General features: G+C 63.8%; 18 protein-coding genes and 2 pseudogenes. 9 read left to right on the forward strand and 11 right to left on the reverse strand.

Annotation, left to right across the window (positions count from 1 at the left end):
* Positions 1–338 precede the first annotated feature (338 nt).
* The 8 genes and pseudogenes from AC50X6_RS17685 to AC50X6_RS17720 form a co-directional block, all read right to left on the reverse strand.
* Positions 339–902 (reverse strand): dihydrofolate reductase family protein, encoded by a 564-nt coding sequence (locus AC50X6_RS17685; RefSeq protein WP_494967460.1) that lies wholly within the window; start codon positions 900–902, stop codon positions 339–341.
* Between the two features lie 171 nt (positions 903–1073).
* Positions 1074–1409 (reverse strand): annotated as a pseudogene (locus AC50X6_RS17690) (IS110 family transposase); the annotation flags it as partial.
* A gap of 144 nt (positions 1410–1553) precedes the next feature.
* Positions 1554–2294, reverse strand: a complete 741-nt coding sequence (locus tag AC50X6_RS17695; RefSeq protein ID WP_494967461.1) for a hypothetical protein — start codon at positions 2292–2294, stop codon at positions 1554–1556.
* Positions 2295–3668: 1374 nt separating this feature from the next.
* The gene (locus tag AC50X6_RS17700) at positions 3669–4181 is read right to left on the reverse strand and encodes a universal stress protein (RefSeq protein ID WP_494967462.1); all 513 of its coding nucleotides are present in this window, start codon (positions 4179–4181) and stop codon (positions 3669–3671) included.
* 153 nt (positions 4182–4334) lie between these two features.
* Positions 4335–4649, reverse strand: a pseudogene (locus AC50X6_RS17705) (AMP-binding enzyme); the annotation flags it as partial.
* 938 nt (positions 4650–5587) lie between these two features.
* The gene (locus AC50X6_RS17710; RefSeq protein ID WP_494967463.1) at positions 5588–6310 is read right to left on the reverse strand and encodes a nucleotidyl transferase AbiEii/AbiGii toxin family protein; all 723 of its coding nucleotides are present in this window, start codon (positions 6308–6310) and stop codon (positions 5588–5590) included.
* Positions 6289–6786: a hypothetical protein gene (locus AC50X6_RS17715; protein WP_494967464.1), complete on the reverse strand. Its 498-nt coding sequence runs from the start codon at positions 6784–6786 to the stop codon at positions 6289–6291. The genes AC50X6_RS17710 and AC50X6_RS17715 overlap by 22 nt, the downstream gene beginning before the upstream one ends.
* 714 nt (positions 6787–7500) lie before the next feature.
* A complete protein-coding gene (locus AC50X6_RS17720; protein ID WP_494967465.1) occupies positions 7501–8424 on the reverse strand; it encodes an AraC family transcriptional regulator in 924 nt (307 codons plus the stop codon).
* A gap of 267 nt (positions 8425–8691) precedes the next feature.
* On the opposite strand from AC50X6_RS17720, the gene AC50X6_RS17725 reads away from it, so the two are divergent.
* From AC50X6_RS17725 to xylB, 8 genes are all read left to right on the forward strand, one after another.
* A complete protein-coding gene (locus tag AC50X6_RS17725) occupies positions 8692–10044 on the forward strand; it encodes an ABC transporter substrate-binding protein (RefSeq protein ID WP_494967466.1) in 1353 nt (450 codons plus the stop codon).
* 65 nt (positions 10045–10109) lie between these two features.
* On the forward strand, positions 10110–11078 hold the full coding sequence (locus AC50X6_RS17730; RefSeq protein ID WP_494967467.1) for a carbohydrate ABC transporter permease: 969 nt from the start codon (positions 10110–10112) through the stop codon (positions 11076–11078).
* Entirely contained in the window at positions 11075–11992 is a 918-nt protein-coding gene (locus AC50X6_RS17735) for a carbohydrate ABC transporter permease (protein WP_494967468.1), read from the forward strand. The genes AC50X6_RS17730 and AC50X6_RS17735 overlap by 4 nt, the downstream gene beginning before the upstream one ends.
* A gap of 37 nt (positions 11993–12029) precedes the next feature.
* Positions 12030–13091: an NAD(P)-dependent alcohol dehydrogenase gene (locus AC50X6_RS17740; RefSeq protein WP_494967469.1), complete on the forward strand. Its 1062-nt coding sequence runs from the start codon at positions 12030–12032 to the stop codon at positions 13089–13091.
* A gap of 17 nt (positions 13092–13108) precedes the next feature.
* On the forward strand, positions 13109–13756 hold the full coding sequence (locus AC50X6_RS17745; protein ID WP_494967470.1) for a nucleoside/nucleotide kinase family protein: 648 nt from the start codon (positions 13109–13111) through the stop codon (positions 13754–13756).
* 29 nt (positions 13757–13785) lie between these two features.
* The gene (locus AC50X6_RS17750) at positions 13786–14787 is read left to right on the forward strand and encodes a carbohydrate kinase family protein (RefSeq protein ID WP_494967471.1); all 1002 of its coding nucleotides are present in this window, start codon (positions 13786–13788) and stop codon (positions 14785–14787) included.
* Positions 14788–14791: 4 nt separating this feature from the next.
* Positions 14792–16270: a mannitol dehydrogenase family protein gene (locus AC50X6_RS17755; protein ID WP_494967472.1), complete on the forward strand. Its 1479-nt coding sequence runs from the start codon at positions 14792–14794 to the stop codon at positions 16268–16270.
* A 30-nt stretch (positions 16271–16300) separates the two neighbouring features.
* Positions 16301–17698 (forward strand): xylulokinase, encoded by a 1398-nt coding sequence (xylB, locus tag AC50X6_RS17760; RefSeq protein WP_494967473.1) that lies wholly within the window; start codon positions 16301–16303, stop codon positions 17696–17698.
* A gap of 282 nt (positions 17699–17980) precedes the next feature.
* On the opposite strand, the gene AC50X6_RS17765 is transcribed toward xylB, so the two are convergent.
* From AC50X6_RS17765 to AC50X6_RS17775, 3 genes are all read right to left on the reverse strand, one after another.
* On the reverse strand, positions 17981–18235 hold the full coding sequence (locus tag AC50X6_RS17765; protein WP_494967474.1) for a DUF6036 family nucleotidyltransferase: 255 nt from the start codon (positions 18233–18235) through the stop codon (positions 17981–17983).
* Positions 18232–18852 carry a helix-turn-helix transcriptional regulator gene (locus tag AC50X6_RS17770; protein ID WP_494967475.1) on the reverse strand — a complete coding sequence of 207 codons (621 nt, stop codon included), beginning with the start codon at positions 18850–18852 and terminating at the stop codon, positions 18232–18234. The genes AC50X6_RS17765 and AC50X6_RS17770 overlap by 4 nt, the downstream gene beginning before the upstream one ends.
* 469 nt (positions 18853–19321) lie before the next feature.
* Entirely contained in the window at positions 19322–19894 is a 573-nt protein-coding gene (locus AC50X6_RS17775; protein WP_494967476.1) for a GNAT family N-acetyltransferase, read from the reverse strand.
* Between the two features lie 390 nt (positions 19895–20284).
* Here AC50X6_RS17775 and AC50X6_RS17780 point away from each other — a divergent pair, with 390 nt between their 5' ends.
* On the forward strand, positions 20285–20428 hold the full coding sequence (locus tag AC50X6_RS17780; protein ID WP_494967477.1) for a hypothetical protein: 144 nt from the start codon (positions 20285–20287) through the stop codon (positions 20426–20428).
* Positions 20429–20522 lie beyond the last annotated feature (94 nt).

A 20522-nucleotide genomic window follows, 5' to 3' on the forward strand; every position in this document is an offset into this window, starting at 1 on the left:
CGCAGCCATCATTTTTCCCGTCATCGCCGCATCCGGCTTCTGGGTATCCAATGTCGCTGTCCTCGCTGTTTTGGCGGTGGGAGTTGGCCACGTTGCCCTCAATTAGATCCAGACGATCTCTGCCTCCCCGGTGTCAACGCATGCTGGGCGAGCAGCAATGGAGTTGGCGCGTTTGCTGTTCGCGGACTTCGATGCGTCGATGGGCCATATTGTGGCGCAACCGTTTCTGTTGAAGGCTGATGTCGCCGGGGCGCAGGCACATTCCGGACAATCTGCTGCCCGTTGACGTGGGGCCGCTGGTGGTGGAGTACTTCCCCGACCGCGCGGAGGAATCGCGCTCAGCGCATCGTCTCGTACCTGGTCAGGACCACGCCGCCGGGAAACGTCCGCGTCTCCACCAGGTTCAGGTTCACCCAGCTGTCCAGCGAGGTGAAGAACGGAGTGCCGCCGCCCACCAGGACCGGATAGGTGGCTAGCGCGTATTCGTCGATCAGCCCGGCCCGCATGGCCGCACCGGCGAGCGTTGCGCCGCCGACGCTCATCGGGCCGCCGTCCCCGACCTTGAGCCGGGTGATCTCGGCGATCGCGTCGCCGGTGACCAGGCGGGTATTCCAGTCGACCTTGTCGATCGTCGAGGAGAACACCACCTTCGGCGTGTCCCGCCAGTTCCGCGCGAACTCGATCTCCGCCGGGGTGGCGTTGGGCTGCTGGTCGCCGGTCGGCCAGTAGGAACTCATCGTCTCCCAGAGCTTGCGCCCGAACAGCGACAGGCCGCTAGCCCGCTCCTGGTCGAGCCACCACTGGAACAGTTCCTCGCTCGGCCCGCCCCAGCCGATGTCGTCGCCGGCCGCGGCGATGTAGCCGTCCAGGGTCAGATTCATGCCGTAGATCAATTTCCGCACGGCGCCAGCCTTCCGTCTCGTAGTGGTCGGGGGCGTTTTTGAACTCTGTCGTCCCGCACATGATCAGCAGCCTCCTGTCCCTCATGGGGCCACGGTACCTGCCAATGATCTGGATGCCATAGCCTTCGGTCCGCGTTTCAACTGAGCTGCCCGGTAAGAAATCCTCAAACGTGCGTCAACGAGCTCCGGGATTTTCGAGCGCAGGGTTCCCCTGGCGAGGCTGGCGAGGCCGGCGAGGCCGGCGAGGACTTCCGGGTCCCCTTCCCCCATGACGAGAGCTTCGAGCATCGCCCGGAAAGAAACCCCGGTCAGGTCCGAGACCACCGAGGAAAGCTTGATCCCCGAGCCCTCCAGGAACTTCTCCAAGCACTGGATCTCCCGGGTCCGGTCCCGAGTAGCGATGGACCGGGCCCGGGTCACGTCCCGGAGCAGGCCGTGCGCGCCCAGCTGGGCCAGCCAGGCCGCGTCGGTTAACACGTCCGTTTTTCGGCCCGGGATGTTCCGGGCCGCTTTCACTTCTAGTGATTCGGCGGCGATCATTCCGAGTTCTGGGGCGTTGGGCGTGCGGCATTTCCGGCTGCTTGACTTGCTCCCGTTTGGTTCCGTTCACCTTGTTGCCGGCTTCGCGGTGGGTGCCGCGCAACCCTTTTCTCAGCCCGGTTTTGCCTGCTGTGTGCGCGCTGCGGGGGAGGGGCGCGCGGTGAGTGTGTTGCTGATGCGTTCTGTGCTGGTGAACCATGACAGTAGCTGTGGATCGATGGCGCCGATGACGGTCCGCATGTTGACCAGTTGGGCTGAGACGTTGCTGTTGATGATCGGTTCCAGGTGGGCTATCCGGTTCCGCAGGTGATAGACGCCTTCGACTGCGCGTTCGAGCTCTCGCGGGGTCCTGCGCAGATGGAGAAAAGCGTTGTGGAGCGCTTCGTCCCAGAGTCGTTGCTTGCCGGCGTCGTGGCGCCCGGGCAGGATGAAGCGCCAGGTTCCGAGGGACATTGCGGCAAGGATGTCTTCATGTAGTGGTTCACGTTGGCCCTCTGGCCTGCGTGTGGTGGATTTGAGTGCGCGACGTCGGGCATCGGGGATGTCGCGCCCGGCGATGCGGAGCAGCAGTGCACTTGGATCGAGGAGCCAGTCGGAAGAATGCAGTCGTCCACTCTCAGTTTCGGGCTGGGTGGCGTTCCAACTACAGAGCTGCTCGTCAATCGCGTTGCGTAGGACGACTTCGAAAACGTGTAGGGCTTCGTAGACGGCGCCTGAGACATCTATGTTCCACCGGTAGAGCCGGATGGCTTCATGCAGGGTTGGTGTTTCTCGGATGTATGGTGCGAGGCGCTCCGGGCTGATCCTATGCTGGAGGACGCGTTCGATCGGTGTTTGGTGCGCTGCGGCCATAGGACTAAACTGTAGAGGAAGACAGGGGCAGGTTCCCTGTTATGGATCACTCAGGGTCCCGCGGCCAGGCGCTGCGGGGCCCTCAGCCGTTAAGTGCAACTGGCAGCATTTCGGGGCGCCGGCTACTCGCCGCGACTCAGTCGAACGGCCCCGGAGGGGCCCCTGTTCTGGCAGGGCGTCGAGGCCTCCCACCAGTGGAATGCCCACCCCGGTCATGCGGCTGTCGGCCGACCTGGCTATGGAAAGGGCTTGAGAGAGGTGGAATCGTTAGGAAGATACCAGCGCCCAAGAGTGCGGCGCAGCCGGCGCAGGACTCCTGTATCGAGCGCGGGCGGGACCGCTTGCGGCCACGCATGGACTCCTCCGGATGGATCAATTTTCTCGGGACAAAAAGAACCGCGCCCCTTCGATTCGAGGTGCGGCAGTTTGCGGTAGGCCTTTGATGCGGAGAATTGGGGGTGTGGACACTGTCCACACATTCGGCTTCGGACTGGGTCGTACTGGTGCCGGACTGGCCCGGATTCCGTATGTTTCGGCAGGAGTCCAGCGTTTGCAAGGGCTGGAGTCCGGTTCGAGTCCCACCTCAGGCACGTGTTTTCCCCTTGTCAAAGGCGGTTTTGCTTTTAATGTGTGTACGTTGACCCTCCGCGGGTCCCTCTGACTTTTGCCGCGGGCTGTACCTGGCGCCGCGGTGGCCTATGAAGTTGTGTGGGTGGCGGGTTCAGTGCCCTGGCTAGCGGGCCCTCCGCCTGCTGGGATGTGGGGTCATTCGTGCCTCGTTTCTGAGTATCTGGGGTGACCGTGGTTGGCCTTCACTCATTCATGTCCGAAGGTTGGCCATCACTCATTCATGTCCGAAGGTTGGGCTGATGACATGACCAGAGGGAAGTCTTTTCAGTGTTTTTCCTCGATGAGCTGCTTCCTAAGGCTCTGGGGGAGTGACGGGTGAATGGTTTGTCCGGCCAGACGAGGTGTGGACATTGTCCACACCCGAGGATTCGGGATGCCGCGATGGGCGGGGTGGTTGACCGGAAGAGAAGGCGCGGGTCGCCCGTCGTCGGGGATTCCCGGCGACGGACGTCGTCGGTGAACGCCCACGCGGCCGGATCGGGGGAGGGCGAGGGTGAAGCTGCGCGGGACTGGCTCCCGCAGAGCACGAGTTCAGCGTCAATCATGCTCGACAGGACAGGTGAGCGCGGGATTTCCGGGCCATAGGACACCACGTGGATCCGGTATTCGCTGTCGCTTTCCGCCAACGGCGAGGAGAGCACAGAGGCGCCGGTTATCGGCTGGACCACGAGTTCGACCAATCCGGCAACCGAGTGGACGGAGCGGCGAAATGAGTGGGACCCGGGTCCTGTCAGAAGCCGTGTCTTACGGCTTGAGAGGCGGAATCCCGGCTTTTTCGGGGGTCTGTCCTTTCGCCTTGGAGCCCTTCCATAGATGATGGGAGCGGTGGCTGCTTTCGGCATGCAGCACTAAGACGGGGCAGTCCGCGTGGGCAACACATGCAGAGCTCACGGAGCCGAGGTGCATGCCCAGGAAACCCCCATGGCCCCGGCGTCCAACCACCAGCAATGAAGCGCCGGCCGCCGCTTCCACGAGCTTCGCCGCAGCCGGTCCGCGGACCAGTTGCGAGGTCAGTCTTTCCGGAGTCTCCTCACCGAACGCCTTTTCCAAGGCGTCCGCAAGGGTCTTCGCCGCAGCCGCTTCAAACTGGGCGAAATCGGGTGGGACATATCCGGCGTAAATCTCCGGAAAATCCCAACAGGCAATAGGGACAATGGTGGCGTTCAGGGCCGGCGCCAGCTGCGCCCCCAGACGGAGCGCCTGGATGGACGATTCCGAACCGTCCACACCGACAAGAACCTTGGCTTCCGCATCCATGATCATTCTCCTTCGAAGGTGAATCCTCTGGTTGTTCCCAGTATGCAGCTCCCGCTGGCGGTAGCTGTGTGCCGAGCATATGCGCACCCGCAGGCGAACGGAACTGCCTACGGATGTTTCTCGGGTCTGTCCTGGAATCTGATGCTATTTAGGTCTGCGCATGATCTTGCCCGAGCGGGTCTTGGGCAGCTCGGGCACCACCAGGATGGTCTTGGGCTTGGCGATTGGCCCGATCTCCTTGCTGACGTGGTTCCGGATTTCCTGCACGATCGCGTCCCCGGTGTCCACGGCATCGCCGCGCAGGATCACGAAGGCGACGACCGACTGGCCGGTGGTCTCGTCCGCGGCGCCCACGACGGCGGCCTCTGCCACCGCGGGGTGGCTGACCAGGGCGGATTCGATTTCGGCGGTGGAGAGCCGGTGGCCGGAAATGTTCATCACGTCATCGATCCGGCCGAGCAGCATGAGCACGATGAAGGAGGCATCACTGTGTTGTTTGAATGTTTCACTAAGCCGCAAACCGGGCCGGAATTTCGTCCGCGTTTGCCCGGCTGCCGGACCCGGCGCCTGGGTTCCGAGTCCAAGGCCCTGGCCCCCACACGGATGAACAACACGAAGGGTGTTTGCTGCCCCGTCTGCCAGTTGGCCAGGGAGGGAAGGACCAGCGGAATGCGCGTAACAGAAGGTGTGCACATTGTGCACACCTTGGGTTTCGGACTGGGCCGTATCGGTGCCGGACTGGCTCGGAATGGCCATGTTTTCGGGGGAGTGGCGAGTTTGCAAGTGCTGGAGCCCGGTTCAAGTCCCACCTCGGGCACAGTGTTTCCGCAGGTCAGAGGGGTTTTGCTTTTATTGTGTGGACATTGGCCCTCCGCGGGCCCCTCTGACTCTTGTCGCGGCCTGGTGCCTGACCGCTGCGGTGGCCTGTGAAGTTGTGTGGGTGGCGGGTTCAGAGCCCTGGCTGGGGGGCGCTCCGCTGCTGGGATGTGGGTGATTGGGCCTCCTTTCTAACCTTTTTGATGGCTGTGGTTGGCCTTCACCTCCTCATGTCCCGGCGTTGTGCTGAGGACATGACTAGAACGAAGTCCACACCCGGCTGCTGAGCCAAAACGGGGTGTGCACAATGTGCACACCCCGGCCCTCGGGCAACTCTAGACCTCGGCGAGGTCGAGGATGGCGTCTAAGCGGGTGCGGGCCCATTCTCGGTCGCCCAGATCGCGGCCGTCCGGCGGGCTGGGGGTTCGGAGCGATTTTTCAGGGAGTCCTTGACTCCGCAGACGGAGTCGCCGGTCAGCCACCGTCTTCGGTGCGGGGTGAAACCTAAAGGTCAGGCATGGATCAGCTATAGGGAATCACCCGGGTTCATCTGCGCAGAGTCCGTCAGTGGCAGCCGGAATTGGCCATGGCTAGAGCAGCTCCGGGCCGGTTTCTGCGCTTCCCGGCCCGATGAGGTCGGCGGCGTTATGGGCTGCGCTGGGGTTTTGGGTGACTTTGTGAATTGTCTCGGCGAAGCTGAGGAGCGTGGAACTGAGCGTGGTGAGTTCACGGGGCGGCAGGCCGTATTTGGTGAATTCTGTGGTTGGGAGGGCCCGGTGCCGGGCGATGGATGCCGCGAACATTGGCAGGTCCAGGTTCGGGTCTCGACGTTGGCAGAGCCTGATGAGCTCCTGGTGCGTGAAGCGTCGGCTGGAGATGATGGAGTAGGCGTCGAGGTAGTCGCGGGCGTACCCCCGGCCGTAGACGGCGAGCAGCTTGGATGCAACCGAGTCCTTCAGGGAGAGTATTGGTCCGATATCGATGATGGCGGGTGAGTTCTCCCACCAGTCCAGGCCAAGATCGATGACGACGGCTTCCTCGTCATGTCCTACGGTGACGCTGGCGAACTCGTCGTACTGTCGGGTGATCTGGACCGTGTATCCGGAGTCTTCGAGCGCGTCTGTCATCTTCTGTACCGATGCGGCGAAGGTTGCCGGGGTGTGGCGGCGGTGCAGGGCGAAGAGGTCAATGTCCTCCGAGGGGCGCTGGGTGATGCCGTGTTCAATCAGGGCTTGGCCGCCGGCGAGGAGGAAGCCATCAGCTGCCAGAACACCAAGGGCGAGCTTTGCTGCTACGCGCTGAGAGTGGTCCACGAGGGGTGCTCTTTCGCTTCGTGGTAGGCGGGTAGTTCGGGGAAGGATGTTTCCCAGAGCTGCCGGCACCGTGGAGGCAGGATCATTGTCGGCCACAGGGCGGCCAGCCGTTCTGCCTGGACGATGCGGCAGATTTCCTCGATGGACCCGGAATTTTGAAGGGTGAGTTGGTACAAAACTGAGCAGCTGCCGTCGTCGTACACGTTGTAGGTTCTTTCTGGTCCCCAGTCGAGGTGGAGCGGGAGGTCCACGGATCCGGTGGCGGGGCCTTGAAGGTCTTCGAAAGCGTCCGGGACCAGGTACACGAGGGAGTCCGCGATGGTGTGGCGGTGCTCGACCGGGGCCAAGACATAGTCGCGGAGCTGGGTGCGGATGAGTTCGGACACGGACGTGCCTTCCCACGCTGCTTTGCGGTGGGCTTCGTTCCACAGGTCATCACTGACGCGGATGGTGTGCCGTGGCGTCCCTGCCGACATGGCGCGCTCCTGACTATCAGAGGGTTTGACCTTCACAGCCAAGTCTACGTGGTGTCATGACACCCCGAAGAGCAGTGTCATGACACCGTACGAGGCGGCTTTTTCGGAGTTGCCAAGAGAGGCCAAGGCGGCTGTGCACAATGTGCACACCCCGGGCGTCGGATCGGGTCGTACCGGTGCCGGACTGGCCCGGATTCCGCATGTTTCCGCGGGAGCCCAGTGTTTGCAAGGGCTGGAGCCCGGTCCGAGTCCCACCTCGGGCACAGTGTTTCCGCAGGTCAGCGGGGTTTTTGGTGTTTTTTCGTGTGCACATTGTGCACACTCTCGCGTCTGATCTGATGTTCCAGGTGTGTGGGGTCCCGGAAACGGCCCATTCGGTTGTGTGTGGGAGGGGCTCTCTACTTCAGACCGGGTACCGCCCTGCGGGGTCCCTTGTGGGTGTTCATCCTCGTCCGTCCTTCCGTTTGGTTTTTCGCGTTCACCACTTCATGGTGGCCAAGGCCGCGTACACATGATTTTGCTGATTCTTCTTTAGATCGACCCAGGGTTGCGGCCGGTCCGGAATTTCCGCCCTGATACCTGTTCATGCAGGAATGCGGGGGGAAACGGCATGACAGCAACGATTGGACGCCTTGGCCCGTTCCTTTGCCGGGGATGAGGATCGTTGACCGGCACCAGACGGCGAGCCTTTCGGGGGAGTAGTTTGCGGGACCGTCACCTCTGCGCCCGAAGGCGGTAGTGGCTGGGTGTTTCGCCTGCGTCGTTGAGGAAGTGCCGGTTGAAGTTGGAGAGGTTCGAGAAGCCGACGTCGTAGCAGATCTCCGAGATGGCTTTGTCGCTGTGCTGCAGAAGGCGGCGGGCGTGGGCCAGCCGCAGTTTGCGGACCAGATCACTGAAGTTCTGGCCGGTGGCACGCTTGAAGTATTTCGAAAATGTTGGTTCCGACATTCCAACCAGTGTGGCAGCCTCGGACATTTTGACGCTGCCGGCGTGGTTGTTGAAGACGTACTCGAGGACGATGTCCACCACGGCTGCGGCCTGAACGTCCAGCTGGGGTCTGAACCATTCGTCGGCTAAGTAGCGCCGTTCCTCCTGTGGTGCCCGTGCAAGTACCGCAAGCAGCCCGAATAGGTGGTGCAGCCGATCAAGGCCAGTGGATCGGCCGATCGCATCGATGGATGCGGCTGCCGCCCTGGCGGTCTGGCCCAGGAACTCGATCCCTCGCGAGGACTGTTCCAATAAGGGTCTGATCTCGGCCAGTTCCGGAAGCATCGCGGCCGCTTGGTCCACCCATTTCCCGTCGAACTGGATCAGGGCGTCCCTGCCCGGGATAACTTCTCCTGGCTCAAGGTCGCTGACCCAGTCGTGCGGCAGCCCCGCTCCCACGAGCGCCACGTGTCCGGCTTCGAATGTGCCAATGTGGTCGCCCACGATGAATTTTCCGGTACCTTTCCGGATCAGGTGGAGCTCGTATTCGGGGTGGTAATTCCAGCGTGCGACCGGGCTGGGATAGTCGTGCTCGTGCCACCGGACAGAATGGTCCGGGTCTTCCGGGATGACCTCCCGGTTGGCCCGCATGCCCAGCAGCCGCTCGGCAAGCCGGGCTGTTGCACCGTCGTTGGTGTCCGCCGCACTCATGGAGGTTCTCCGTGCCCTTGGGTTATGAAATAAGGACAGACCTTTGACTGCCTTCTTTTAGGGTAGCGCCCGGCCGTCTACCTGCCAGGAAAATTAGTATCAGAAGGTAGCAACCACGGCGCTAGTTGTGTCCCACACCACAGACCTACTATTGAGGAACCACAGCGCGGCACCGGCTCCCAGCCCTCGTCCCGCTTTCGGCCCCGAACCGACACAGCAGTCGTGTGGGGCAGTATTGCACCCCCATGAAGAACAAAGGAGTCCTTAATGCGCGCAAAAATACGCGTTGCCTCGTTAGCCGCAAGTGCCCTGTGCGTGGCACTCAGCGCCACTGCCTGTTCCGGTGCCGGAGGCGGTGCGGCGGCCGGGGATCAGAACAGCATCAATGTCCTGATGGTCAATAATCCCCAGATGGAGGATCTGCAGCGGCTCACGGCGGATAACTTCACGAAGGACACCGGCATTAAAATCAACTACACGGTCCTGCCGGAGAATGACGTCCGGGCCAAGATCAGCCAGGAGTTCTCCAGCCAGGCCGGGCAGTACGATATTGCGTCGCTGTCCAACTACGAGATCCCGTTCTATTCCGCTAACGGCTGGCTGGCACCCCTGGACAATGTGGCCAAGGATCCGGCGTTCAACCAGGCCGACATCCTTCCGGCCTACACCGCGTCGCTGACGGGCAAGGACGGCAAACTCTACGGGGAGCCGTTTTACGGTGAGTCCTCCTTCCTGATGTACCGCAAGGACATCTTCGATGCCAAGGGCTTGACCATGCCGGAGAAGCCCACCTGGGACGAGGTCGCGGCGCTTGCCGCGAAGGCAAATGGCGCGGCTCCGGGGATGAAGGGCATTTGCCTGCGCGGGCAGCCCGGCTGGGGGCAGGTCTTTGCCCCGCTGACCACGGTCGTGAACACCTTCGGCGGCACCTGGTTCGACAAGGACTGGAACGCGAAGGTCAACGCCCCGGAATTCACGGCAGCGACCGAGTTCTACGTGGACCTCGTGACGAAGCACGGTGAAGCGGGAGCCGCCCAGGCCGGGTTCACCGAATGCCTGACCAACATGAGCCAGAGCAAAGTGGCCATGTGGTACGACGCCACCTCCGCGGCCGGCGCTTTGGAAGCCGACGCGTCCCCCGTCAAGGGGAAAATCGGTTACGCCCAGGCTCCTGTGAAGGTCACCAAATCCGCTGGTTGGCTGTGGACCTGGTCCTGGGGCGTGCAGGCAGCGTCGAAGAAGCAGGATGCTGCCGGAAAGTTCATTGCCTGGGCCAGTTCGAAGAAGTACGAGGAACTCGTCGCCTCGAAGCTCGGCTGGGCCAAGGTTCCCTCCGGCAAGCGCATCTCGACGTATGAGAATGCCGAGTTCCAGAAGGCCGCGCCGTTCTTCAAGGCGGAACGCTCCGCAATCGAGAACGCCGATCCGAAGAATCCCGGCGTGCAGGAACGTCCCGCCATTGGAATCCAGTTCGTCGGCATCCCCGAATTCGCCGACCTGGGCACGACTGTCTCGCAGGGTGTGAGCTCAGCCATCGCCGGCCAGGGCTCCGTGGCGGACGCACTGGCCAAGGGCCAGGAAGCCGCACAGAAAATCGGCGACAAGTACAAAGCCAAGTAGCAACCCCACCACCCGGTGCTGCGGCCCGCCCCCGGGGGCGGGCCACAGCACCCCAGGAGTCCATCATGACTACAGCAACAGCGCGCACCGCCCGTGCCGGGCACAGCGCACCTAAACCTTCCAAGACCGCCAGGTCGCGTGAACGTGCCCTGGCCTGGGCACGGCGTGCGCCGCTGCTGCCGGCCCTGATCTTCCTCATCATCGTCACCCAGCTGCCGTTCGTGGTGACCCTGATCATCTCGTTTCTGAACTGGAACAGCCTCCGCCCGGACCAGACCGGTTTCGCCGGGTTCGATAACTACATCCAGGTCCTCACGAACGCCGATCTGCGCCAGGCGATTTTCACCACGATCGTCCTGACCGTCTCCGTTGTCCTGACCAGCCTGGTCATCGGCCTCGGCCTGGCCCTGCTCCTGGACAAGAAGTTCATCGGCCGCGGCCTGGCCAGGACGCTGCTGATCGCACCGTTCCTCGTGGTCCCGGTCGCCGCGGCTCTCATCTGGAAGCACGCCCTGCTTAACCCCACCTACGGCCTGATCAACGGCACCCTGACGTGGATCTGGTCACTCTTCGGCAGTGACACCCCGCCCCAGCCGGATTTCCTGTCCCAGGCGCCGCTGATGGCCGTTATCGTCTCGCTCGTCTGGCAGTGGACGCCGTTCATGATGCTCATCCTGCTCGCCGGGCTGCAGTCCCGGCCCATGGACACCGTTGAAGCCGCGCAGGTGGACGGAGCCAGCCCGTGGGATATCTTCCGCCACCTCACCCTGCCGCACTTGCGCCAATACCTGGAACTCGGCGGCCTGCTCGGGGCCATCTACATCGTGCAGAACTTCGACGCCGTCTTCACCCTCACCTCGGGCGGCCTGGGAACAGCGAACCTGCCGTACACCATCTACCAGACGTTCTACTTCGCCAACGAATATGGTCTGGCGTCCGCCGCCGGCGTCGTAGTGGTCATCGGCACCATTGTCGTGGCCACCTTCGCGCTCCGCACCGTATTCTCGCTCTTCAAGAAGGAGGCAGCACGATGAGCACCCTCACCCCGGCCGTACCCCGGAAATCTGTCCCCGGACCGACAGCCCTCAACACCGGTTCACGCCGTCGCGGCAAGTCCCGCATGGACCCCACCCGCAACAATACGGCCGCCGGGATCGCGGCCTGGCTGCTGGCCCTGCTCTTCGCCACTCCCGTCCTCTGGATGATCCTGACCTCGTTCCACTCCGAAACTGACGCCGCGACCAACCCGCCGTCCCTCGCCGCGAACCTCACGCTCGACGCCTACAAAGAGTTCTTCGGGGCAAGCTCCGGAGTCAGCCCGTGGCCGCCGCTGATCAACTCGGCCACCGCCTCGATCCTCTCCACGGTGCTCGTCCTGGTCCTGGCGATCCCGGCCGCGTATGCGCTCTCCATCCGGCCGGTGAAGAAGTGGACCGACGTGATGTTCTTCTTCCTTTCCACCAAGATGATGCCCGTGGTCGCCGCGATCCTGCCGCTCTACCTCTTCGCCAAAAACGTCGGTGCTTTGGATAACATCTGGTTCCTGATCCTGATGTACACCTCGATGAACCTGCCCATCGCCGTGTGGATGATGCGCTCCTTCCTCGCCGAAGTGCCCGTGGAAATGCTCGAAGCCGCCCAGATCGACGGCGCCGGCCTGCTCCTCACTCTCCAGAAGGTCGTCGCGCCCGTGGCCATGCCCGGTATCGCCGCCACCGCCCTGATCTGCTTCATCTTCAGCTGGAACGAACTACTCCTGGCCCGCGTCCTCACCGGCGTCATGGCCGGCACCGCCCCGGTCTTCCTCACCGGCTTCGTCTCCAGCCAGGGCCTCTTCCTCGCCAAAGTCTGCGCAGCAGCCGTCATCATCTCGCTCCCGGTGCTCTTCGCCGGCTTCGCCGCCCAGGACAAACTTGTACAGGGCCTATCACTCGGCGCCGTCAAGTAACCGGCTCACTCCAGCCCAATTTTCAAGGACTAATCTCATGACAACATCAACCGCACAGTCCCAGTCGCTCGGACAGCCGGTGCTGCCGGCCACCATGCGCGCCGCCATCCTGAAGCGCCAAGGGGTGATGGCCATGGAAACCCTGCCCGTCCCGCAGTTCGACGACGACCAGGTCCTGGTCCAGGTCGCCGCCGTCGGCGTCTGCGGCAGCGACGTCCACTACTACGAGCACGGCCGGATCGGCGAGTACGTCGTGGACCACCCGTTGATCCTCGGCCACGAGCTCTCCGGACGGATCGCCGCCGTCGGAAGCGCCATCGACCCCGCCCGCATCGGCCGGCGGGTCGCCGTCGAGCCCCAGCGGCCCTGCCGCACGTGCCAGCAGTGCAAAGCCGGACGGTACAACCTGTGCCCCGACATCGAGTTCTACGCCACCCCGCCGATCGACGGCGCGTTCGCCGAATACGTCACCATCCAGGGTGACTTCGCGTACGACATCCCGGACAGCGTCAGCGACGAGGCGGCCGCCCTCATCGAGCCGCTCTCCGTCGGCCTCTGGGCCTGCGAACGCGCAGGCATCAAGCCCGGCAGCCGCGTCCTGATCGCCGGGGCCGGTCCGATCGGCATCATCGCCGCCCAGGCCGCCCGCGCTTACGGTGCCACCGAAATCTACATCACAGACATCGCCGAAGACCGCTTGGTGTTCGCCCTCGAACACGGCGCCACCCACGCACTCAACGCCAGGACCGACAGCGGTGAAGGCCTGGACGTGGACGCGTTCATCGATGCCTCCGGAGCGCCGCAGGCCGTCCGCTCCGGCATCAAAGCCGTGGGACCCGCAGGGCGGGTCATCCTGGTGGGGCTGGGGGCCGACGACGTCGAACTGCCCGTCTCCTACATCCAGAACCGGGAGATCTGGCTCTCCGGCGTGTTCCGCTATACCAATACCTGGCCGCTGGCCATCCAGCTCATCGCCGACGGCAAGGTGGACCTGGACATCCTGGTCACCGGCAGGTTCGCCCTCGCCGACTCCGAAGACGCGCTTAAGGCGGGCAGGCAGCCCGGCCAGCTCAAGGCCGTCGTCTATCCCGGCCGTTGAGAAGGGTCGGTAATATTGTGTTACCCGGGGACCAAGCCCTCCTTGCACCGCAGGTCCAACAGGCAGTGGCGGACCTTCGGCTGCGCATTGCCCCGGGAAGAAGGAGGTTACTGGGTATCGTAGGTGCGCCTGGTTCGGGAAAATCCACCTTCGCGGCCTGCCTCCGCGAAAGCCTGGGCCCCGGCTCAGCGGTCGTGGTTCCACTGGATGGCTTCCACCTTGGCAACAGGGTCATCGACGGGACGCCGTTGAAGGACCGCAAGGGCGCAATCGACACGTTCGACGTCGGCGGATACCTCTCGCTGCTGCAGCGCCTGGCCCGGGCGGACGAACCGGTAGTCTACGCACCGGAATTCCGTCGCTCCATAGACGAACCGGTGGCCGCGTCCATCGCGGTCCCTGCTTCCGTCCCGCTCGTCATCACGGAGGGAAACTATCTGCTGGCCGACGAGCCACGATGGCGGACGGTCCGAGCGCAGCTGGACGAGGTGTGGTTCCTGGACACCCCGGCTACCCTGCGCCTGTCCCGTTTGGTGGAAAGACACGTCCTGTTCGGCAAGGACCGGGCCGTCGCCGAAGCGTGGGCGCACGGAAGCGATGAAACCAACGCCCAACTAATTGAGGCCACCCGCTCCGAGGCGGACCGAATTGTCCCCTGGTCCTAAACGATTCGAAATACTGCAAGGAAGCAGCCATGTCAGTAAATATCCCCACCTCCTATCCCCGTCCCACCCAGAGGGGAACCGTCCTGACCGTCATCGGCGAATCCCTGGTTGACATCATCACCGACCCCCGCCCGGCAGGGACAACCGCGTCCCACCCCGGCGGAAGCCCCCTGAACGTGGCCGTGGGGGCTGCCCGCCTCGGCTTATCAACCAACTTGGTGACCCACTTCGCCGCAGACCGGTACGGGCTCCTGATTGAAGAGCACCTAGTTTCGAACGCCGTCCACGTGATCAACGGCGGAGCCACCCCGACGTCGACGGCCCTCGCCACGCTGGGTCCCGATGGCGCCGCCGAGTACATCTTTTCCATCACCTGGGAGATCAACGGCGCCTCCCTGCCTGCCCTGGCCGCCGTCGATGTTTCCACCCACGTCCACACCGGATCGATCGCGACTATGCTCCCACCAGGGAACCTGACTACCCTTACCCTCGTGGAGGCAGCCCGCGAGCACGCGACTATCAGTTACGACCCCAACTGCCGGCCCGCGATCAGCCCTGATGCGGCCGCAGCCCGCCACCAGGCCGAGGTGTTCGTGGCGGCCAGCGACATTGTCAAAGCCAGCGACGAAGACCTGAGCTGGCTCTATCCGGACCGGACAGCGGAGGAAACCCTGCAGGTCTGGTTGGAGCTCGGGCCGGCAGTCGTCGCCATGACGCGCGGCGCCTCCGGCCCTGTCATCCTGTCCCGGAAGGGGCGGGTGGAGATGGCAGCCGAACCCGTCAGCGTGGCAGATACCGTAGGGGCCGGCGACTCGTTCATGGCGGGGCTTCTCTCCGGGCTCGCTCAACTTGAAGCGCTCGGGGTGGACGGCAGGCAACGACTGCAGACCCTGACCCTGGATCAGCTGCACGCACTCGCCGCTTATGCCAACCGCGCCGCAGCGATCACCTGCTCACGACCGGGTGCGAATCCACCACGATCGGTAGAGCTCGGTCCGCTGCCCGCCCCATCACCAGCCCAGGAGCACTGACATCATGCAAACCCTGAACAACAGCACCGCAGCCACTGCCCCCGCGAGCCTGGCCACACCCGGCTATGACCGCACCGGCTTGACCGCGGGCATCGTCCACTTCGGCGTCGGTGGTTTCCACCGCGCCCACCAGGCCATGTATCTCGATCGGCTGATGAAGGCCGGCCAAGCCCACGACTGGGCCATCTGCGGTGTGGGGGTGCTGCCCGGAGACGCCCGCATGAAGGCTGTGATGGACAACCAGGACTGCCTCTATACCCTCGTGGTGAAGAACCCGGACGGAACCCGGGATGGACGCGTCATCGGCTCGATCATTGAGTACCTCTTCGCCCCCGAGGACCCCGAAGCCGTCATCGAAAAGATGGCTTCGGAGGCAATTCGCATCGTCTCATTGACCGTCACCGAGGGCGGCTACAACTTCCACCACGTCTCTGGCGACTTCAACTCCGAGAACCCCGAGGTGATCCATGACCTCCAGCCCGGCACTGCGCCACGCACTACGTTCGGTCTGGTTACGGAAGCCCTGGCCAGGCGGCGGGCCCGCGGGCTGGCCCCGTTCACCGTGATGTCCTGCGACAACATCCAAGGCAACGGCGACGTGGCCCGGAAGATGTTCACCGCCTTCGCCAACCTCAAGGACCACGAGCTTGGGGCCTGGGTCGCGGAGAAAGTTCCCTTCCCCAACAGCATGGTGGACCGGATCACACCGGTCACCACCGACGCCGACCGCGCGGCCGTCGCCAAGGAATTCGGATTTGCGGACGCCTGGCCCGTGGTGTGCGAGCCGTTCGAGCAATGGGTGCTCGAGGATCACTTCAGCCTCGGACGGCCTCCCTTCGAAGAGGCCGGAGTGCAGCTCGTGGAGGATGTCGAACCGTACGAGCTGATGAAGCTTCGGCTGCTGAACGCAAGCCACCAGGGCATGTGCTACTTCGGCTACCTTGCCGGCTACCGCTACGCCCACGAAGTCGCCCAGGACGCTTTGTTCGCCCAATTCCTGCTCGATTACATGGACAAGGAAGCCACACCCACGCTCCAGCCCGTCCCCGGCATCGACCTCACCGACTACAAGCACACCCTGATCGAGCGGTTCTCCAACGAACACATCCGGGACACCCTGGCCAGACTGTGCGCCGAAAGCTCAGACCGGATCCCCAAATGGCTGCTTCCCGTCATCCGGATCAACCTCGGCCAGGACGGAGAGATTCACCGCTCGGCGGCGATCGTGGCGAGCTGGGCCCGCTATGACGAAGGCACCGATGAACATGGGAACCCCATCGAGGTGGTTGATCGTCTGAAAGAGCCCCTGATGGCCGCCGCCTCGCGGCAGCGCGAGGAACCGCTGGCGTTCATCTCCGACCGGGAGGTCTTTGGTGACCTGATCGACAGTCCGGAGTTCGTTGCCGCCTATACCCTGGCCCTGAACGACCTCCACAGCGGCGGGGCACGGGCGGCACTCGAAGCCCTGGACGCCCGTTCGTAGTCACACTTCGCGACTCGAAAGAAGGCAACGATGCCCCTGGTAGCCGGTGTGGACAGCTCCACCCAGTCCTGCAAGATCGTCATTCGGGACGCCGAAACCGGCGCCCTGCTCCGACAAGGCTCGGCACCCCACCCAGAGGGAACCGAGGTGGATCCCGAGGCATGGTGGTCCGCCCTCCAGCATGCCATCGAAATGGCAGGCGGAATCGACGACGTTACCGCCATCTCCGTCGGAGCCCAGCAGCACGGAATGATCTGCCTGGACTCCGACGGGGGAGTGGTCCGCCCGGCGTTGCTGTGGAACGACACACGCTCCGCCGCCGCCGCGCAGGCACTGATCAGCGAAGCCGGTGGTGAAGTGTATTGGGCACAAGCGACGGGAACTGTCCCTGTCGCTTCTCTCACCTCGACCAAGCTTCGCTGGCTCGCCGACAACGAACCCGACAACGCGGCCCGAACGGCCGCCGTCTGCCTGCCGCACGACTGGCTTAGCTGGCGCCTGGCCGGGTATGGACCCGGCAGCGGCATCGCAGGGATCGCAGCGCTCTGCACTGACCGTTCCGACGCCTCAGGCACCGGATACTGGTCACCCGCCACCGGCAACTACTTACCTGACGTCCTAGAAAGGTTCCTCGGGCAGGTCCCAGCTCTGCCCGAGGTCCTGGGGCCTCTGGACTCGAAAGTGAAAACACCTTCCGGCGCCCTCATCGGCGCGGGTGCCGGCGACAACGCCGCTGCAGCCCTGGGCGTGAATGCCGGCCTGGGTGACGTGGTGGTATCCATTGGCACCTCAGGCACAGTGTTCGCCGTCGCTGACCGGCCCGTGGCCGATCCCTCCGGACTGGTCGCGAATTTCGCCGACGCCACAGGATACTTCCTGCCGCTGGTCTGCACCCTGAATGCCTCCCGCGTTCTCGATGCCACCGCGCGCCTTCTCGCCGTGGATCATTCCGGGCTGTCGGACCTCGCCCTTTCAGCACCTGCGGGAGCCGAAGGCCTGGTTCTCGTCCCCTACTTCGAAGGCGAACGCACGCCCAACCTCCCGGACGCGACAGGATCACTGCACGGCGTAACCCTCGCCAACTTCACCCCGGCCAACCTCGCCCGCGCAGCAGTCGAAGGCGTGGCCTGCTCCCTGGCCGACGGGCTCAAAGCCCTTACTGACCTCGGCATCACCGCCCGGCGCGTCATCCTTGTCGGCGGCGGCGCACGCTCCGAAGCTGTGCAGCACGTCGTCGCGGCGGTCTTCGGACTCCCCGTCAGCGTTCCGGAACCCGGAGAGTACGTCGCTGACGGCGCCGCGCGGCAAGCAGCCGCGGCGCTCCTCGGCGCCTTCCCTGTGTGGAAGACCGGAACAACAAGACTGATACACGCGGACTATGCGGCGCATGTACTCCAGCGCTACCGCGAGGCCGCGGAAATTACCTGAGGAGAGTCGCCATGAGTCATACCCGAGATCTGTTCCGGCGACCACAGGCGCGGGGGCCAAAAATGGGCGTCTCTGTAAGGCCTCCGAATTCGGATACACCTAGGCGATCATCTGGTTGATCGCGGCGTCGTGGACGCGGTGACCTTCAACGGCTCCATCGTCTGGTTGAAGCCGAACAGTGACCGCCCGACGACTCATAAAGCGCAACGAAGGAACGTACCTTCGCATCAACGACGTCGACGGAAACAGAGCCCCGCCTACCGAGCCACAAAGCGCAGCGGGTCATCTTGTAGACGGTGAACGTTCTGCCCTTGAACGTTTGACGGTGGCCATTTCTGTGACGACGGCGTTGACGGCAGCGCTGTCGGCGTAGCTGGCGTCGATGTCGGCGGTGGGGCGGTTGCCGATTCCTTGCAGGATGAGCGCGGCGCCGCCTACGAGTTTGACGTCGCCGTGGATGCCTCGGGCCTGCAGCCGCCGGCCGAGTTCCTGGAGGAGAACGCGGATCTGTGTGGCGTTTAGTTCTCCGCCGGTCATGCGGTGGCCAGGCTGCGTTCGCGGATGAAGACGTTCATGGCGGCGAGTTCCGGCGGTGTTTCAGACATGGTGAGTTGCTTCATGGGTTCGCGGATGCTCCGGTAGGACTCTGCGGGCATCCATGCTGCGTTGAGGGGTTTGATGCGTCTGGTCCAGGACGGCGCGGGCTGGTGGAGCCGGTGCGCGGTGTAGTTGGTGATGCCGGCCAGGGCTGCGGACCAGTGTGGCTCCTTGAGCCGTGGGCTGCGCTGCAGTAGCGGTCGTCCGGCTTTGAAGGACGCGGAGGCGTAGTCGGCGAGCATCTTGATGGCGAACTCATGGTCGCCTGAGCCGATCAGCTCGGTGAAGGTTTGGGCGTAGTCCCGCCGTGCCGGGTCGTGGTCCCTGCCGCGGGGGATGGGGTCGGTGGCTTCCAGTGACAGGCCCAGGGCCGCCAGAATGGCCAGGGTCTTGCCGAGTTCGGCGCGTTCGTGGCCCGCCTCCAGATCTATGAGGAATTTCCTGGACACACCAGCGGCCTCGGCGAGGGACTGTTGCGACAGCCCGCGTTCCTGGCGCCGGGCACGGATCATCGCTCCGACTGCCGCGGGCGTGTCGATGCTGGTTCCGGATCTCATGGCGTCCTCCCTTTGCTGTCAACCATTATGTCACCGAACGGTGACAAGCGCATTGTTGGCTGAGCCCCTGGGCTCTCTCAGGTCGGTCATGTCCTCCGCCGTCGGATATGCGATGAACGGCGAGAGAGATCACCGGCGAAGGGAAAGGGGAGGGCAGGTGTTCGTGGATCCTGGATTTGTGCTCGAGAATCACGTCCGGACGATACCGCACCCGTATCTCCTGTCGCGCTTGGTGCCGGACAGGGGTCGTATATCTCGGCCATTTCTGGCGTATTCGGGTTGCCGCGTCCGAGCTGACTTTCACCGCTTTCGACCCCGCGTCCGCTTCGGCTCCGGGAGTACGACTTCGACGTGGCGGCGAGGTCTTACCGAGGCCGGCGCCGATCTGAAGATCGACGGCGCGATGCAGGACGAGCCCAGTAACGCCGCTCGCGGGCTCAAGCCGAAACTTCTCCACATGGCGCTGACGTCAGTGCAGTTCGAGACGCATGAGGATGCGGGGGAACCCATTCAGCACCGAGTCGGTGTCAGCCGCTTTCGTGAAGCCCGCCCGTTCGAAGAGTTTGCGGGTGCCGGCATATGCCATGGTGAGGTCGACCTTCTTGCCCTTGTTGTCGACCGGGTATCCCTCGATCGCGGGAGCGCCCTGCTCGCGCGCGAATTCGACGGCGCCTGCAAGCAGACGATGCGAGATGCCCTTGCCGCGATGCCCCGGCCGCACTCGGATGCACCAGACCGACCACACCTCGATGTCGTCCACGTGCGGAATCTTTCGGTTGCGCGCGAAGCCCGTGTCGGCTCGCGGGTGCACGGCAGCCCAGCCGACCACCTCGTCGCCTTCATAGGCGAGCACCCCGGGCGGCGGTTCCTGCCGGCACAAGCGCTGCACGAGTTCCCCGCGATCTTGCCCTCGCAGCGCGATGTTCTCTTTCGATGGAATGCGATAGCTGAGGCACCAACACACGTTCGCATCCGGGCGCTTGGGCCCCACCATCGTCTTCACGTCGTTGAACACCGTTGCTGCACGCACCTCGATCGCCATGCACTCACGCTGCCACGAGCATCCGACACTGACAATGCCGTCGGCCAGCGGGACAACCGTGGTTCTCCCGCTCAGGATGCACGAAACCGAGGCGTCCGATGATGCGGCGGATGGCTTGGACCCGGCGCTTGACACGCTCGGGGACCGAGCGCACATTATTAAACCGGCTTCGTCGCCACCCGTCCAGCGGCAGCATGTCGCGGGCGTCACTGTGGGTGCGGCTGCTGTTCACGTGCTTCGTGCTGATCCGCTGAGCGTTGTTCAAACGGGCTCCTTCGACGCATGCAGAGTCCGAATCATCGCGTGCTCTCGCGAGCGATTCATGGACCGATATTCGCCTTCACCTGAGATCGACTCTCAATGTGTCCCGCTAGACGTTCCACATAGGTCATGGTCACATCCGCTGGCTACCCGTTATGGGACTCAACGACACCTGCTGCGTTCTACTGCCAGCACGGCTACAGGATCCTGGAAGTCCACGGACCCGTCGTTCCCAACATTATCGCCTCCGCCCTCCTGCAGATCCGGCCGTGACCGGCCTGATGCCGCACATCTACTTTTGCCGGACCGAAGGCAACCCGTCACCACCTGCTTCGCTTTCTCTTCATGGGCGACGGCGAATTCGCCG

The organism is Pseudarthrobacter sp. HLT1-7, from assembly GCF_059383435.1.